10 protein-coding genes and 1 pseudogene are annotated in these 13,144 nt (G+C 69.3%); 6 read left to right on the top strand and 5 right to left on the bottom strand.

The genetic code is table 11. The features are described 5' to 3' along the window. Nucleotides 1–340: 340 nt before the first annotated feature. Genes EDD27_RS05065 through EDD27_RS05050 form a run of 4 tightly spaced genes read right to left on the bottom strand, consistent with a single transcriptional unit; the run spans nt 341 to nt 4,638 of the window. Complete coding sequence (locus tag EDD27_RS05065; protein ID WP_127931309.1) at nt 341–1,561, bottom strand: type 1 periplasmic-binding domain-containing protein; 1,221 nt, start codon at nt 1,559–1,561, stop codon at nt 341–343. A 5-nt stretch (nt 1,562–1,566) separates the two neighbouring features. After that, complete coding sequence (locus EDD27_RS05060) at nt 1,567–2,832, bottom strand: ABC transporter substrate-binding protein (RefSeq protein WP_127931308.1); 1,266 nt, start codon at nt 2,830–2,832, stop codon at nt 1,567–1,569. A 34-nt stretch (nt 2,833–2,866) separates the two neighbouring features. Beyond that, nucleotides 2,867–3,691, bottom strand: coding sequence for a carbohydrate ABC transporter permease (locus tag EDD27_RS05055; protein ID WP_127931307.1), 825 nt, complete (start codon nt 3,689–3,691; stop codon nt 2,867–2,869). Further along, nucleotides 3,691–4,638 (bottom strand): carbohydrate ABC transporter permease, encoded by a 948-nt coding sequence (locus EDD27_RS05050; RefSeq protein ID WP_206641253.1) that lies wholly within the window; start codon nt 4,636–4,638, stop codon nt 3,691–3,693. The genes EDD27_RS05055 and EDD27_RS05050 overlap by 1 nt, the downstream gene beginning before the upstream one ends. Before the next feature lie 253 nt (nt 4,639–4,891). On the opposite strand from EDD27_RS05050, the gene EDD27_RS05045 reads away from it, so the two are divergent. Together EDD27_RS05045 and EDD27_RS05040 are read left to right on the top strand one after the other, a co-directional pair. Further along, nucleotides 4,892–5,980: a LacI family DNA-binding transcriptional regulator gene (locus tag EDD27_RS05045; protein ID WP_127931306.1), complete on the top strand. Its 1,089-nt coding sequence runs from the start codon at nt 4,892–4,894 to the stop codon at nt 5,978–5,980. Nucleotides 5,981–6,099: 119 nt separating this feature from the next. Beyond that, nucleotides 6,100–9,162: a prenyltransferase/squalene oxidase repeat-containing protein gene (locus EDD27_RS05040; RefSeq protein ID WP_127931305.1), complete on the top strand. Its 3,063-nt coding sequence runs from the start codon at nt 6,100–6,102 to the stop codon at nt 9,160–9,162. Between the two features lie 62 nt (nt 9,163–9,224). On the opposite strand, the pseudogene EDD27_RS05035 reads toward EDD27_RS05040, so the two are convergent. Further along, nucleotides 9,225–9,353, bottom strand: a pseudogene (locus tag EDD27_RS05035) (SDR family oxidoreductase); the annotation flags it as partial. A gap of 65 nt (nt 9,354–9,418) precedes the next feature. Between EDD27_RS05035 and EDD27_RS53945 the strand changes: the two are divergent. From EDD27_RS53945 to EDD27_RS05020, 4 genes are all read left to right on the top strand, one after another. Then, nucleotides 9,419–9,556 carry a hypothetical protein gene (locus EDD27_RS53945; RefSeq protein ID WP_164903485.1) on the top strand — a complete coding sequence of 46 codons (138 nt, stop codon included), beginning with the start codon at nt 9,419–9,421 and terminating at the stop codon, nt 9,554–9,556. 415 nt (nt 9,557–9,971) lie between these two features. Then, complete coding sequence (locus EDD27_RS05030) at nt 9,972–11,297, top strand: ABC transporter substrate-binding protein (protein WP_164903484.1); 1,326 nt, start codon at nt 9,972–9,974, stop codon at nt 11,295–11,297. 4 nt (nt 11,298–11,301) lie between these two features. Next, nucleotides 11,302–12,213, top strand: coding sequence for a carbohydrate ABC transporter permease (locus tag EDD27_RS05025; protein WP_206641252.1), 912 nt, complete (start codon nt 11,302–11,304; stop codon nt 12,211–12,213). After that, nucleotides 12,210–13,109: a carbohydrate ABC transporter permease gene (locus EDD27_RS05020; RefSeq protein ID WP_127931302.1), complete on the top strand. Its 900-nt coding sequence runs from the start codon at nt 12,210–12,212 to the stop codon at nt 13,107–13,109. The genes EDD27_RS05025 and EDD27_RS05020 overlap by 4 nt, the downstream gene beginning before the upstream one ends. The last annotated feature ends 35 nt before the right edge of the window (nt 13,110–13,144 follow it).

Genomic DNA, 13,144 nt, shown 5'->3' with positions numbered 1-13,144 from the left:
TGCCAGGCGGGCGTACGACGGACGGGCCATCAACCCGCGCCGAGCCCACGCTGCACACCTGCCGGGCACGCTGGAACCGGCGCCGATGAGCGACCGTTGTGACCCCCGGCGCGACGCTCGCGGGCTCATCGCCGGAAGCTTGCGGGTGCGGAGGCGCGAAGGGTCGCGAGGGCCCATGTCGCGACCGGGGCCGGACGCGCCGCGCGGCACGGCGGGCGGCCCCCGCCGCGCGGAGCAGCGGCCCGACGCGACCCTAAGCGCGCGGCACGGCGGGCGGACGTGGCCGGAGGCGCGCGGCGCTGCGACCCGCATGCCCAAAGCCGGGACGTAGGCATGCGGGTCAGCCGTACTCGGCCTTTCTCACCATCTCCAGGGTGAAGGACAGCTCGGGTTCCGGCACGAAGTGGCCGAAGGTGTCGTTGGCGAAGAAGGAGACGCCTGCCACGGAGGCGGCGTGCGCGGCCAGCACCTCCCGCTGGTAGAGGTAGGTGCGCCGGTCGTCGAGATAGGTCCGGTACCAGTACCAGGGGTCGACGAAGTCCAGCCCGAGCAGCGTCCGCGGCCCGCCGAGCGCGGCCTTGCTCAGCAGGTTGGGCACGATCTCGGTACGTTCCACCAGCACGGCGAACGTGCTGACCAGGATCGCGTCGAGCGACCGGTAGGCGGCGTCGGTCATCCCCCAGGCCGACCGCTCCACCTCGGCCCGCCAATAGGTGTCCATCCAATACACCAGGCCCTCCCCCATGGCCTCGCGCAGCCGCAGGAAGAACCGTTCGATCCCGGCCGACCGCTCCGGGGTGAGCGGCGGCGCGTTGTCCGGATGCCAGAACCCGATCAGGCCGAACTGGTTGCCGAGCATGACCCCGTCCAGCCCGAAGTCGGCGACGAACGCGGCCGTCTGGGCGGCGACGAAATCCCCCGCCGGCAACCCGCCCGGGATGCCGCCGGGGAAGGCGGCGTACGGCCGGGCGTCGGCCGAGAGCGCCGCCGTGACGTCGATCACGCCCGGGACCAGGTGACCACCGGCGTCGGCGGTGCCGGCGGCCACCTCCGGGTGCCGTGCCGTCTTCCACTCGCTCCGGCAGAACTCCGGCCCAGGCTCCAGATACTCCAGCAGGTTCACCCGGAGCCCGCGCCGCGAGGCCTCCGCGCGTATGGCCGCGTAGATCCCGGCCAGCGTGCGGTAGTCCATCGGCTGCTCGGAGAGGATGAACATCGGCCCGGCGGAGTACGGGTTGGCCGAGCGCTCGCCGCCGTCGCGGACCCGGGCCAGCCAGTCCCGGTTGTGCGCCCTGGCACTGGCGGCGGGCCCGCCGGGAGCCAGGGCGAAGCAGTTGTAGCGGGCCCAGTCGAAGCGGTCGTCCCAGGACGCGGGGCCCGCGTAGTTCAGCACGTGGTCGCCGTTGCCCGCGCAGAAGACCACCGTGACCGGCCGGTCCGCCAGCCACTCGGCGTGGTGGTCGAAGAACGCCTCCACGCCGGGCGCGGGGTCACGCAGGTCGTCGAAGATCTTGGGCGTGATCCACAGGCACGCCTCCACCGGGCCCCCCGAATGACGCATGCCGGTCACTTGCCCTCGCCGAACGCCTTGTCCATGCGGCCGAGCAACGTCGGCACGTCGACCGTTCCGTTGAACAGCTCCTGGATCGAGGTCAGGTGCTCCTGCTGGACCTTCGGGTTGGGCCAGCCCTGGTCCGGGTAGAGCGTGGACTTCCCGGCCTTGACCGCGTCGAGCACCGGCTGCTGCAGCGCGTCGGCCTTGAAGGAGGGGCTGGAGAGGGCGGGGCTGCTGCCCGACTCGGTCGCGTACAGCGCCTGTCCTTCCGGCGAGGCGAGGAACTCCATGAACTTCTTGGCCAGGGCCGGGTTCTTGGCCTTGGCGTTGACGCCGTACACGATGCCGACCGACACCGGCAGGTACGTTCCGTCGGCGCTGTCGGTGGCGGGGAACGGGCTCATCGAGAACGTGGTGCCCTGCGGCGCGGAGTTGAGCGCGGACTGCACGGCGGACACCACGTGCACGGCACCCAGCGCCTTGCCCTGGCCGAGCAGTTGCATCTGCTCGTCGTAGCCGACGCCGTTGGGGCTGTCGTTGAAGCAGCCGGCGTCGCGCATCTCCAGGTATTTGTTCATGGCCTGCTTCCACTCCGAGTTCGCGAAGGTGGCCTTGCCGTCCTTCTGCTGCTGGGTGAAGCCGGGGTTGGGGCCGTAGACGAGGGAGGCGGTCAGCGCGTACGGCACCAGCTGGGTCACCCACGCGGACTTGAGCCCGAGCGCGAACGGCACGACGTCCTTGCCCTTGGCCGCCTTGCAGAAGGCCAGCACCTCCGGCCACGTCGCCGGCTTGCTGAGCCCGCTCTTGGCCAGCGCCTGGTCGTTCCAGATCGCGCCGATGGCGCCGATCGTCACGGGCACGGCCGTGACCTTGCCCGCCGGGTCGCTGGTGACCGCCTTGAGGTCGGCGCTGAGCCCGCCCGCCCAGCTCTCGCCGGACAGGTCCATCAGCATGCCGTCGGCGCCGAGGTCGCGTACGGCCATGGTGTTGCCGCCGCCCGGCCACATGCGGAACACGTCGGGTGCCGTCCCCGAGGCCAGCTGGGTCCGCAGCTGCTGCTGGTAGGAGGCGTCGTCCTCGGTGAACGTCGTCTTCACCGTGACTCCGGGATTGGCCTTCTCGAACGCCTTCACCGCCGCCTCCGCAGGGCCCTGGCCCGCGGCGGCCAGCGTGAGCACCTGACCGGACGAGGGAGGGGCGCCGCCTCCCGAGGTGGAGCAGGCCGTGGCCGCGACGGCCAGGCAGCATGCTGACGCCAACGTTTTGACCGATTTCATGAGAGTCCTCCGAACTAAGGGGGGTGAAGGGGGCCTAGCCTTTGAGGCCGCCGGCGAAGCCCTTGATGATGTGCTTCTGCAGCGCGAAGTAGACGACGAGGATCGGGATCACACTGATCACCAGGCCGGCGAAGATGAGCGGCCACTGGGAGACGTACTGGCTGACGAAGCCGTAGATCGCCACCGGGGCGGTGGTGTTGTCGCTGCCGCCGAGGTACAGCAGCGGGGTGAAGAACTCGTTCCAGATGCCGACCGCGTTGAGGATCACCACCGTGCCGGTGACCGGGCGCAGCAGCGGGAACACCACGGTCACGAACGAGCGCAGCGGCCCGCAGCCGTCGAGCAGCGCGGCCTCCTCGTAGTCGAGCGGCAGCTCGCGCAGGAACATCGTGTAGAGGAACACGGAGAACGGCATCTGCTGCCCGACGTTGATCAGGATCACCGACCAGAGCGAGCCGAGCAGGTCCAGGTCGCGCATGGTGGCGTACAACGGGAGCAGCGCGAGCTGGCCGGGGATGAGCAGGCCGCCGATGACGAAAAAGAACGTGTACCGCGACCAGCCGCGGGTCACGCGGGCGAGCGGGTAGGCGGCCATCGCCGCCAAGGCGATGATCAGGACGACGCTGACGATCGTGATGAGGAAGCTGTTGGCCAGCGCCGCGCCCAGAGCGGCCTGGTTCCAGGCCGCGCCGTAGTTGTCGAAGGTGGGTGGGAACGCGAAGGCGAGGGCGCCGGTCTGGCTGTCCTGCGGCTTCAGTGACACGTTGAGCAGGCCGACCAGCGGCACGAGGAACACCAGCGCGAGCAGGATCAGGCTCGCTTCGCGCAGCAGCGTCCGCCAGGTGTATCGCGCGTGCATCAGGAGACCTTCCTCTGCGTCAGGCGGAACTGGACGGCGGCCAGGACCGCGATGACCACGGTCATGACGACGGCCAGCGCGATCGAGAACGGGAAGTCGCCGAGCGAGAAGGCGCTCTTGTAGATCGCCGTCGAGATCGTCTCGGTGGCGGTGCCGGGTCCGCCGCCGGTCATGGCCATGACCTGGTCGAACTGCTTGAGCCCGCCGATCAGGCAGAGCATCACGTTGATCACGACCGCGCCGTTGAGCAGCGGCAGCACGACCCTGCGGAACTTGCTCCACGGACCGGCCCCGTCGATCGTCGCCGCCTCCAGCACCTCGGCCGGGATCGCCTGCAGCCCCGCCAGGTAGATGACCATGGAGTAGCCGGCGAACTGCCAGACGATTTCCAGGACGATCGCGTACAGCGCGGTGTCCGGATCGCCGAGCCAGTCGTGCGCCAGCCCGCCCAGCCCCACGGCATGCAGTGCCTCGTTGATCGCGCCGTTGGGCGAGAGCAGGAAGCTCCACACGTACCCGGCGACCAGGGGCGTCAGCACCACCGGGGCGAAGAAGATCACCCGGAGCACGTAGCGGCTCTTGACCATGCTGTTCACGCCCAGGGCCAGCAGCAGGCCGACGACGTTCTGCACCACCATGGCCACCGCCGCCAGGACCAGGGTGTTGACCAGCGCGTCCCGTGCGGTGCGGTCGGAGAAGACGGAGGCGTAGTTGTCCAGGCCGACGAACGACCAGTCGGGGCGCAGGCCGTTCCAGTCGGTGAAGGAGAACAGCGCGCCGCGGGCGCTGGGCACGACGACGACGAAGAGGTAGATCGAGATCGCCGGTACGACGAACCACCACGGCGCGCGTACCCCGACCTTGTGACGGGCCCGCGTGCCCCGAGGGGGCTGGAAGGCGGGTTCGCGCACGTCAGGCGGTGTCGTCGTGGCATGCGGCAAAGCCACGTGAGACTCCTCTCGCAGATGCCGTGATCGCGTCCGTGCGCAGAGGTGTTCTGCGGGACGTGAGGAGGCGGGGGGATCGCGGCCGCCATTCGGCCGCTGCTTCAAGATCGTGAATCGATTCACGGCGTTTCGGGCAGGTTACGCGTGCCGTCGAAGGCGTGTCAATGGCGTCACGGGCCGGAAAGGGTATTTCGTGAATCCATTCACGCATGCGCTAGGCTGACTGGCGCTGACGTACGCACTGAGGAGCCCGATGACCTCTGGACCCGCGCCGAAGAAGGCCGACGGTTCCGCCGCCACGGTCGGCGATGTCGCGTCCGCCGCCACGGTCGGCGATGTCGCGGCGCGCGCCGGAGTCTCGCGGGCCACCGTCTCCTACACCTTCACCCAGCCGAACCGGGTCTCCCCCGACCTGCGCCGCCGCGTCCTCGAGGCGGCGGACGAGCTCGGCTACGTCGGCAACGACGCGGCACGGCGCCTGCGGGTCGGCCACAGCCTCGCGCTCGGCCTGCTGGTCTCCAACATGAGCAACCCCGTCTACGCGGAGCTCGCGGCGGGCGCGGAGGCGGAGGCCGCCGCGCACGGCCGCTTCATCCTAGTCGCCAACAGCGACGAGAGCCCCGCCCGCGAGCGCGCCTACCTCAACTTCTTCGAGTCCCAGCAGGTGAGCGGCATCCTCGCCGCTCCGGTCGGCGACGTCCCCGCGGAGCTGCTCGGGTTGCGGGAGCGCGGCACGCCGTTCGTCCTCGTCGGCGTCGCGCCCGGACCGCACAGCTATCCGGCGATCTCCGGCGACAACGAGCGGGGCGGCTATCTCGCGGCCTCGCACCTGCTCGCCCAGGGCCGGCGGCGCCTGGTCTTCATCGGCGGCGCGCATCCCCACGTCGACCTGCGGCTGGCCGGGGCCGAGCGGGCGGTCGCCGAGTTTCCGGAGCCGGCCGCGCTGGAGATCATCCGGATTCAGGTCCAGACCGCGAAGGTCGGCGAGGCGGTCGCGCGTACGCTGCTCCGGCGCTCGGCGACCGGCTTCCCCGACGGGATCGTCGCCGGCAACGACCTGCTCGCGCTGGGTCTGCTGCACGGGCTGATCGTGGGCGGGATCCGGGTGCCCGAGGATCTCTCGCTGGTCGGCTACGACGACATAGAGTTCGCCGACTTCGCGATCGTGCCGCTCACGACCATCCGCCACCCCTCCGCGGCCCTCGGGGCGAGCGCCGTCCGGATCCTGCTGGGCATGGAGAGCGAGCAGGACACGAAGGGGCGATTCGAGCCCGAGCTCGTGGTCCGCGCGACGTCCCTTCCGGTCGCGGGCGACGACGATCACCCGGGAGCCCTTTCGTAACAGGCCGTTGACACGGCCGCAACGCCGTCACTACGCTCCGCCCTGTCGAGTAGACGTGAATCGATTCACGATCATGAACTGGACAATGGCGGTCCGCAGCGCATCCTGGAGGCACGATCATGAGATCGAAACGTTCCCACGCTCATGGCGGCCGCCGGATCGCGTCGGTGGCCGTCACCGCTGCCCTGGCGCTGACCCCGGCCGCCCCCGCCACCGCGGCCACGGTCGGATCCGGGCCGTTGCCCGAGGTCGCCGCCCTCGACCCGAGCACCATCGACCTCGCCGACTTCACCGGCCTGGAACAGCAGATCGCGCCCTATCTCGCCAACCTGGCCCGGCTGGCCAACAGCGTCAACGACGACAGCGCCACGAACTACGGCTACATCACCTGCAACTGCTGGCGGACGGGGCAGGGCCCCAGCGACGCGCGGGTCATGGAGAACGTCCTCACGCTCGCCTACTTCTACACCGCCGACCGCCCCGGGAACCCGTACCACCGGGACGCGGCCCTGCGCCTGCGCCTGGAGGCGGCGCTGCGGTTCCTGCTCGGCACCCAGAACGCCGACGGATCGTTCCCGCAGGGCGGCGGCGACGTGCATTCGCGGGCCGCGACGGGCTTCGCGCTCGAACTGTACGCGATCATGCTGGAGCTCCTCGACGCCGACGGCACGCTGGATCCGGCGCTCGTGTCCGACCTGACCGGGGCCATGCGGAGGGCGAGCACGTGGTTCCTGGAGGACCCGGAGGTCTGGGGGCCGCGCGGTTCCCAGTTCGCCAACCAGGTCGCCGGCGGGCTGGTGGGCATCTCCCGGCTCCTGCGCCGCTTCGACGACGCGGCGTTACGCGCGAGGTTCGAGCAGCGCCTCGCCGACCACGAGCGGATCTCGCAGGGCGAGCCCGGTTTCTTCCGCGACGGCACGGTCGCCCACCGCTACAGCCTCGAGGTCGAGGCGGAGGACCTCGCCGGCTGGGCCGACCCGGCGACGCGGGCGACGATCGACCGGATGCAGACGCGTTACATGGACTGGGCCCAGTACAACCTGCTCTACGACCAGCGGCTCGACGGCTATTTCATCAACACGGCCATCGACTCCCGGCACCGCGGCTGGAACTACGCGAGCGAGCTGCCGATCGGGTCCAACAACCTCTGGGGCGGGGTGATCCCGCAGGCACGTGCTTACTCGGCCACCCGGGAGGAGATGGAGGAGCGCCGGACCGCGTTCGCCGCGGCGGGGTGGCAGACGTCGGTCGCGCCGCTCGTCGCCCCGACGTGGGCCTACCTCGATCCTTCGATCATCCGCGACGTCGCGTTGCGGGAGGAGTACTACCCGGCCGCGGCCGAGCGCCGGGCCGCCATCGGCACGCTCCGCCCGTACGGGGGCGCCCCGTACACCGAGCACCGCGCGGACGCGGCCACCGGCCAGCAGTTCGTCTTCGCCAAGCGTCCCGGCTACGTCGTCGGCATGGGCTTCGGCAAGCACGTCAACACCCAGTACGGGTTCTGGGACAACCAGCGCTTCGGGCTCAACTACCTCTACGACCCGAAGCTCGGCGTCGTCGTCCAGGGCCAGAACGCCCCGCAGATCGGCGCTCCGCGGACCCGTCCGGTGGACGCGGAGCTGTCGTGGGGCACCGGCTGGACCGCGGCGGACGGTGTGCATGTCGACGCCTATGACCAGCCCGTCCCCACGTTCTTCCGTGACGGCTCCCCCGTCGATCCCGCGACGGTGGGCGACCTCGACCCGCTGGAGATCCGTTACGCCGCGGCAGGCAGCCCCGTGTCCAAGTCCGTCACCCTCGGGGACCGGCTCCAGGTGCGGGTCGAGGCCGGTTCCGGCCAGTTCTTCGAGCGCATCCCGCTGGTGCTGGAGAAGGGCGACACGCTTCTATGGCTCGGCGACTCCCCGGCCACGGCCCAGGTCGGCGCTCGGGCCACGGCGGAGAGCGCCACCGGGCTCGTCGTCAACCGGGACGGCCGGAGCGTGGAGATCCGGTGGACCGGTGCCGCTGCGGCGACGCTGTGGCCGTCGGCCTTCCCGGTCGCGGACGGGAACCGTACCCTGCAGGTCCTCGATCTCAAGGCCACGGGGCGGCTCACCTACGACGTCCGGATCGTCGACGACGCCTGCCCCGGGTCGGATGAGCGGGCGCAGGTCTTCATCGGCGACCGGGACACCGGTGTCGCCAACCCGGACGACGGCACCGGCTGCACGGTGGCCGACCTGCTGCGGGCCGGCGAGCAATGGGAGAGCCACGCCGCCTTCGTGTCCCACGCCACGAAGACCGCCGCGACGCTCGCCCGCAAAGGTGTGCTGAGCCGGCGCGACGCCGCGCGCCTGGTGGCTGCGGCCGCCCGCTCCGACGTGGGCCGCGACCTCGTCACCGCCACACCGAGCCAGGCGAGCGTCGTGGCCGGGCAAGAGTTCACGGTACGGATCTCGGGACGGAGCATCGCCGAGGTGACGGTCTCGGGGCCGTGCCTCGCGGGCGACGCCACCGCCTCGGGCCCTGGCGAGGTGAAGGTCACCATTCGAGAGACGACGCTTCCCGGATCGTGCCGGGTCACCGCGGAGACGCTGCGTGACACGGGGACGACCGAGATCGACACCTTTGAGGTGGAGATCGTGCCGGACGCCCAGGGCGTGGTGTTCCGCGACAGTTTCTCCTCCGCGGAGGCGACGTCCCAGGCGTGGAGTGCCATCGACGGCGTCTGGACCGTGACCGGCGGCGTGTACCGCCAGCAGGACACGACCCGCACGGGGTGGAAGTCCGCCGTCGACGACCTGAAGATCGCCGATGGCTCTGTCGAGGTCGGCGTCGACTTCCGGACGCTCGCCACGTCGTCCGCCTTCGGCGGCATCCAGGTGCGGACGGCGAAGCCCGGCGACGCCTACCCGCAGTCCGGATACATGGTGTATCTCCGCCCGAACGGCTCGGTCGACATCTTCCGGGCCGGCACGGGCGTCATCGCGACGGGGGCGGGGACGGCGGTCACCGGACCGACGACGCTCCGGGTGGAGCTACGCGGGGCCGAGATCCGCGCCTTCGTCGGCACGGACCCGGCGCCCCGCGTCACCGTCACCGACCCGAACCCGATCAACGGGCCCGGGTATGTGCAGCTCGTCACGGGCCGCGCGGCCGTCGACTTCGACAACGTCCGCGTGGCCGCCCCGCTCCCGTAACCCCGACCGCCGAGCCGTCAGCGGGTGGTCACTCGAACGTCTCGTACACAGGTGAATGATGGTCAGGCGAAGCTCTGGCCGCCGTCAACCGTGATGACCTGGCCGGTGACGTAGGTGTTGGCCATGAGGAAGAGCGCCGTCGCAGCGGCCTGCGCGGCCGTGCCCAAGCGGCCGAGCGGGGTGCTCGCGCCGGCCTTTGCGACGGCGGCGGGCGGTCACCGTGTACATGCGGCCCGGGCTGCTCGGGAAGACCCGGATGACGTTCTCGAACGTCTGCAGGAACATCGAGTTGACCGTCTCCAGCGATCCCGAGGTCTCCTGGCCGCCGCCGCCCTGCGCCGATCTTCGGCGAACACCGCACCTGTGGATGGGCGTGAAGACCGTATGGGCGTGAGGCTGGAGACTGTGCCACCACCGGCATCTAGGCTGCGCCGGTAGAAGCTTTGCCGCCCGTCATGGACACCAGCAGCACGCTGCGGTGGTTGAGCACGAGGGAATCGGCAGCAGACCGGTCCGTTCGAACAGCTCGGTGGTGGTGGACGCGGCGGCGTCCGGCAGCCGACTCTGTCAAGCCCCTTTCTCACCGCTTGACTACGCCGGTGTGAACCGCCTGGGAGCTTGGAAAACGTTGTCTGGGCCGGCGGCCTGCCCGAGGCCGGCAAAGTCTGCGAAACACCAGATTTATGCGGATGACATCTTGCATCGGGCGCCTGCCAGGTTCTAACTTCCGTAGAGACCGTTTTCTATCCGCCTACTCCCCGTTCCCGCCGACCCGTGCGGTGCGTTCCCCCTTACGGAGAGGTGTCCTCATGACCCGTAAGCAGCTGAAAGCCGCAGCTGTGACCATCCTCGCGACGTCCGTCACCCTGGCCGGCTGCGGCGGCGAGCAACCCGCCGCACCCCAGAGCAAGGGACCGGTCACCATCACCTGGTGGTCCTGGGACGAGCACAAATTCCTCGACCCGGTCGTCGAGAAGTTCAACGCCACCCACAACCACATCAAGCTCAAGGTGGTCAAGCAGGCCGACCTCCCGGGCACCGCGGCGAACCTGCGCAACGCCGTGGCCGCGAAGCAGGACGTGCCCTGCCTGGTCAAGAACTTCGGCGAGGTGCCAGGACTGGCCGGTGAAGGGCTGCTGGAGGACGTGACGGAGGAGTTCGCGCCGTACACCAAGAAGGGCCTGTACAACGAGGCGGCCTACGCCGGCGCCCAAGCCGGCGGCCGCTACTACGGCGTCCCGTCAGGGTTCGGCCCGTCGTTCATGATCATCAACCGTGCCGTCTACGACAAGTACGGCATCGCGCCGCCCAAGACCTGGGACGAGCTGATCGCGGCGGGCAAAGAGCTGAAGAAGCACGGCGTCTACGTGATGAACCTCGCCGGCGAGGACCCCTCCACGCTGGTCAACCTGACCCAGCAGGCCGGCGGCACCTGGTACAAGGTCGAGGGCAACACGTGGAAGGTGGACTTCCTGTCGCCCGAGTCGCTCAAGGCCGGTGAGATCATCCAGCAGCTGGTGGACAACGAGCTGGTGGCGAACCAGACCTACCAGGACCGGCCGGCGCTCATCGCCTACTTCGACTCGGGCAAGATGGTGTCCCTGCCCACCTCCACCTGGCAGCTGGGCAACTACGAGCTCAACTACAAGAAGTCGCTGGGCGACTGGCAGCCCATCGACCTTCCGCAGTTCGCCGACGCCCCCGCGTTCGTCACGAACGCGCACGGCAGCGCGATCCTGGTGCCGAAGGGCTGCCAGAACGTGAAGGAGGCGGTCGAGGCGGCCGTCTGGATGACGACGAGCAAGGAAGCCGTCGACGCCAGCTACCAGGAGGACACCAAGCAGTACGCCTGGCCGGGCGCCATCCCCGACCCGAGCCCCTGGGTCGACTCGGCGGTGCCGGCGAAGTTGTTCGGCGAGCGCCGCGCCGAGGCCAAGGACGTCATCCTCAAGGCGGTCAAGGCCGCCCGTGACCCCTGGGTGGTCGGCCCCAACTACACCGGCGTGTTCACCGAGCTCCAGGACCAGTGGGCGCAGATCGTCACCAAGAAGATCACGGTGCGCGAGGCACTCGAGCACATGCAGAAGTTCACGGTCGACGACCTGAAGGCCAAGAACATCAATGTTCAGGGCTGACAGCATGTCCGCGCCCGCCGCCATGACCTGGCGGCGGGTCGCGGCGCTCAAGGGAGCCTCGTTCACCGTCCCGTTCTTCCTCGGGTTCGTGCTGTTCACGGCGGTGCCGATCGTCCTTGCCCTGCGGGAGAGCATGTACACGACCAAGAGCTCCGGGCTCGGGTTCGGCGAGAAGACCATCGAGTTCGTCGGGCTCGGCAATCTGCTGAAGGGCATGGGCGACGAGCGGTTCTGGGCCGGCATGGGGCGGGTGGCGCTGTTCGCGGCGATCAGCATCCCGCTCATCCAGGTCGCGAGCGTCACCTTGGCACTGCTGCTCGACGCCGCCACGCGGCGGGTGGCCGCCCGGTTCCGGCTGGCGCTGCTGATCCCGTACATGATCCCGGGAATCGTGGCGACGCTCATCTGGATCTATCTTTACAGCCCCGATGTCGGGCCGCTGACGCCGTTCTTCGCGTTGTTCGGGGTGGACGCCGACTTCTACAGCGGCGAGCTCATCTGGGTGTCGATCGGCAATCTGATGGCGTGGGGCGGCATCGGGTTCAACATGCTCATCGTGTACGCCGCGTTGCAGGCCGTGCCTCGGGAGATCTTCGAGGGCGCCCGCGTGGACGGGGCTTCGGAGCTGCGGATCGCCTGGTCGATCAAGGTGCCGCTGATCCGGCGGTCGCTGGTGCTGACGACCGTGCTCAGCATCATCGGCACGCTGCAGATCTTCAGCGACCCGATGCTCTTCCGGTCGATGACGCCGGAGACCGTCACCCGCGACTTCACGCCGATCATGGGCATTTACGACTGGGCCTTCGCGCAGGGCGACTTCAACTACGCCGCCGCCCTGTCCATCATCCTGGCCCTCGTCGTCGGCCTGGCGTCGGCGATCTTCTACCGGTTCACGAACAAGGCGCCGACCTCATGACCACGACACTCGACCGCCGTACCGTCACCGGCTCCGCGCCGCGGCGGCCGGTGGCGCCGCACAGCAAACGTACGAAGGCCACGGTGTTGTTCGGGCTGATCGCCTTCACTGTTTACTCCGTGGCGCCCGTGTGGTGGCTGATCGTGGCCGCGACGAAGGGGCAGAGCGACCTCTACACGACCAGCGGCCTGTGGTTCGCCGAGTTCCGGCTGCTGGACAACTTCAGGGAGCTGTTCACCTACCAGGACGGCATCTTCCTGACGTGGATGTGGAACACCGTGGTCTACAGCCTCGCCGGGACCGCGGGCATGACGCTGATCTGCGTCGCCTGCGGCTACGGCCTGGCGATGTACCGCTTCCGCGGCCGCGGCGTGATGATGGGCTGCATCATCGGCTCCTTCCTGGTGCCGCACGCGCTGCTCACCATCCCGTCCTTCCTGCTCTACACGGACCTCCGGATGATCGACACGCCGTGGGCCATCATCGTGCCGAGCTTCTTCAGCGCCTTCTCGGTGTACCTGGCCAAGGTCTACGCCGAGGGCGCCATCCCGCACGAGTTGCTGGAAGCGGCCAGGATCGACGGGGCGGGCGAATACCGCATCTTCTTCGTCATCGGGGCGCGGCTGATGTCCACGGGCGCGGCGACGATCTTCCTGCTCGGCTTCGTGGGATCGTGGAACTCCTTCTTCGGCCCCCTGGTCTACCTGCGCAGCCAGGACAAGTGGACGGTCATGCTGGGCCTCTACTCGTGGCTCAAGGTCAAGGTGGACAACTCCACGGACCTGACCGGGCTCGTGGTGGTCGGCTCGATCGTCTCCCTGATCCCCATGGTGGTCCTGATGGTGTCCATGCAGCGCTACTGGCGCTCCGGCGTCACCTTGGGCAGCCTCAAATAGAGGCTGTTAGAAAACGTTGTCTAGACTGCGAGATC

Origin of the sequence: Nonomuraea polychroma (genome assembly GCF_004011505.1) — a bacterium.
In the GTDB taxonomy this organism is placed as follows: domain Bacteria; phylum Actinomycetota; class Actinomycetes; order Streptosporangiales; family Streptosporangiaceae; genus Nonomuraea; species Nonomuraea polychroma.
Note: the sequence above shows the minus strand (reverse complement) of the source record. Positions and strands in the feature narration are given on the sequence as shown.

What these genes read in the sequence shown, in the direction of transcription:
- EDD27_RS05065 (WP_127931309.1), bottom strand. Translation starts at nt 1,561, where the DNA reads ATGCGTCATTCGGGGGGCCCGGTGGAGGCGTGCCTGTGGATCACGCCC.
- EDD27_RS05060 (WP_127931308.1), bottom strand. Translation starts at nt 2,832, where the DNA reads ATGAAATCGGTCAAAACGTTGGCGTCAGCATGCTGCCTGGCCGTCGCG.
- EDD27_RS05055 (WP_127931307.1), bottom strand. Translation starts at nt 3,691, where the DNA reads ATGCACGCGCGATACACCTGGCGGACGCTGCTGCGCGAAGCGAGCCTG.
- EDD27_RS05045 (WP_127931306.1), top strand. Translation starts at nt 4,892, where the DNA reads ATGACCTCTGGACCCGCGCCGAAGAAGGCCGACGGTTCCGCCGCCACG.
- EDD27_RS05040 (WP_127931305.1), top strand. Translation starts at nt 6,100, where the DNA reads ATGAGATCGAAACGTTCCCACGCTCATGGCGGCCGCCGGATCGCGTCG.
- EDD27_RS53945 (WP_164903485.1), top strand. Translation starts at nt 9,419, where the DNA reads ATGACGTTCTCGAACGTCTGCAGGAACATCGAGTTGACCGTCTCCAGC.
- EDD27_RS05030 (WP_164903484.1), top strand. Translation starts at nt 9,972, where the DNA reads ATGACCCGTAAGCAGCTGAAAGCCGCAGCTGTGACCATCCTCGCGACG.
- EDD27_RS05025 (WP_206641252.1), top strand. Translation starts at nt 11,302, where the DNA reads ATGTCCGCGCCCGCCGCCATGACCTGGCGGCGGGTCGCGGCGCTCAAG.
- EDD27_RS05020 (WP_127931302.1), top strand. Translation starts at nt 12,210, where the DNA reads ATGACCACGACACTCGACCGCCGTACCGTCACCGGCTCCGCGCCGCGG.